The organism is Nostoc flagelliforme FACHB-838, assembly GCF_014698065.1.
In the GTDB taxonomy this organism is placed as follows: Bacteria; Cyanobacteriota; Cyanobacteriia; order Cyanobacteriales; family Nostocaceae; genus Nostoc; species Nostoc flagelliforme_B.
On sequence record NZ_JACJSI010000663.1, the window covers coordinates 1 to 2,078 of the forward strand.

The 2,078-nt window shown below is 48.1% G+C and carries 1 protein-coding gene; it reads right to left on the reverse strand.

Translation table 11 applies throughout. The features are described from left to right. Positions 1 to 104: 104 nt before the first annotated feature. Positions 105 to 2,078 (reverse strand): plasmid replication protein, CyRepA1 family (locus H6G97_RS50410; protein WP_338422034.1); only part of this gene is annotated, 1,974 nt, incomplete at its 5' end.

The window sequence follows — 2,078 nt, forward strand, 5'->3', positions numbered from 1 at the left end:
GTCAGTATTTTGTATCTCAGGAGACACCAATGAAAAATCCCTCAGATGCACGACACTTAATTTCCATTCTTCGGAACAATGCCTAATTTACATGACTTTGAGCCTTAACTGAACCGTATTGAGCTATAGTCGTCATTGTCCGCCGCCGACAACAGCGCAATATTAGCTTGTGTGGCGACGTGTTGACTTCTGAGCAATCCTCCGATGGATGTGGAACCATTGCCCACAACCGACATCCCCCATTCTCTGATCCAGATATGACGGTCAACTGTTTCCCTAACCCTTGCCAACATCTGACGCACGGAGTTAATCGGCTGCACTCCCTGAAAAATCCCCCAAACAGCACTGAAATGCCCTCGAATGTCGATGGATACCCCAGTTTCTAAACTTGGAGAGGCGATAACCAAATCATACTGGGTGAGAATTTCGTTCAGGTGAGCGATACAACCGAAAGCTTCCTGTGAGGGGCCAGCAACTGATTCGCTGTCAATTCGCAGAATCCGCAAGTGTGGGAACTTGCGACGAAACCGTTCTTCAAGTGCTTGGGTTCCCCATTTGGATTTTGCCTTTTGAGCAGAGCAACAGAGTAAATGATGCCCCCTGAAGACTATCGCTTTGTCTAGTGCGGCGATGAGATTCTTCGGGTTACTGCCAGAGTAGTTGTAACAATTGCCAGATACGTGCCGATAGTTGTTGACGATAACGAAGGGATTAACTCGATATTCACCAGCGAGTGACAAAACATACTTCACATCAGTGTCTGAGACATCCGCACTAAACAGATAAATCTTTCCCTGACTGCTGCCCAAAACATTCTGTACCAGTTGTTTGAGGTTTTTGAGAACGGATACACGGCGTTTTTGCACTTCCGTACCAGAGTTAAGCAAATGCCAGAAAACTTGGTCACACTCGTCAATAATAATCACATCATTTGCCCAGTCGTTAGGGTTGAATCGGGCTTGACTCTCCTGATGTAGCGAATCAACACACACCCCATATCCCAACAATGTGCCTGTTTCATTCGTGCGGACTTCGGTAACATAGTTAACACCGAAGCGATTACACAACGCCTCACCTAGTTGAATGCGATGGGTGATAATTAATACCCGTCTCTCTTGGTCGTGTGCTTTCGCCACCTCAGTTGCTAGCCATTCGGTTTTGCCAGTACCTTTAGGCGCTTTGAGAACAATCAGTTTTTCGCCTTCGGGGACGAGCAACTGACCCAGGAATCTTTGGTTGAGAGCGATGGACGGGGGATAAGTCAGCAGAGTAAACAGCTTGATTTCCCACAACTCCAAAGCAACAGCAGTATTGTAGAGCGCGTCAAAAGCTTCCCGCCCTTTGGCAACGATAAAATCATCAACCCCTTTCTCTGCCCCTAATGGTAAATCAATCACTCGTAGCGAACAGCCCTCATTTACTAGCAACCGACCCATGCGACTGATAGCGGTTCTGACTCGCTGTACAGTTTCGGGCTTATTATCTTGGTCAAAGCAGATGTTAACCTGTCTCCCCTGTGTTGCAAAATGTTTCAAGTCTGGGATGAGGTATGGTTTGCCATTAGCTGTACCATACTCATCTTGCGGTGTGCGGTATCCAGCGTTGACACCGGGGATAGCGATCGCAGCATAACCCGCAGTTAGTAATGCCCCCGCTTTTTTGACACCTTCTACAATTGTCACAGGTACGTTATGCCGCCAAACCCAGTGCCAGAAACCGCCAGGATGCTGCAAATCTTCTTCAGTAATGGGGATGCCGCTACGATTGGAGACTTTCACCCAGATGCGATTCGGTACTAAGAGGAAAAAAGCGCGTGTCTCTTCTCTGTATGGGTGTTCGTACTTGATGAACTTGTGGATCTTTTGGCGGTCGCGTCGGGGATGGTCGGGTTTGAAGCAGCCCCACATCATTAGGACGTAGTTGTTGAGTGGGTCAACGCCACTGCACCACCAGCCGCCTACTTCGATGTGCTGGTATTTCTTTAAATCGCGATCGCGTAATCGTCCATCGTTGCGACGGGAGATTTTGGGACTGTAGAGCAAGTATTCGTAGGGTAAAGTCCTGGAGAGTGAGCGTAC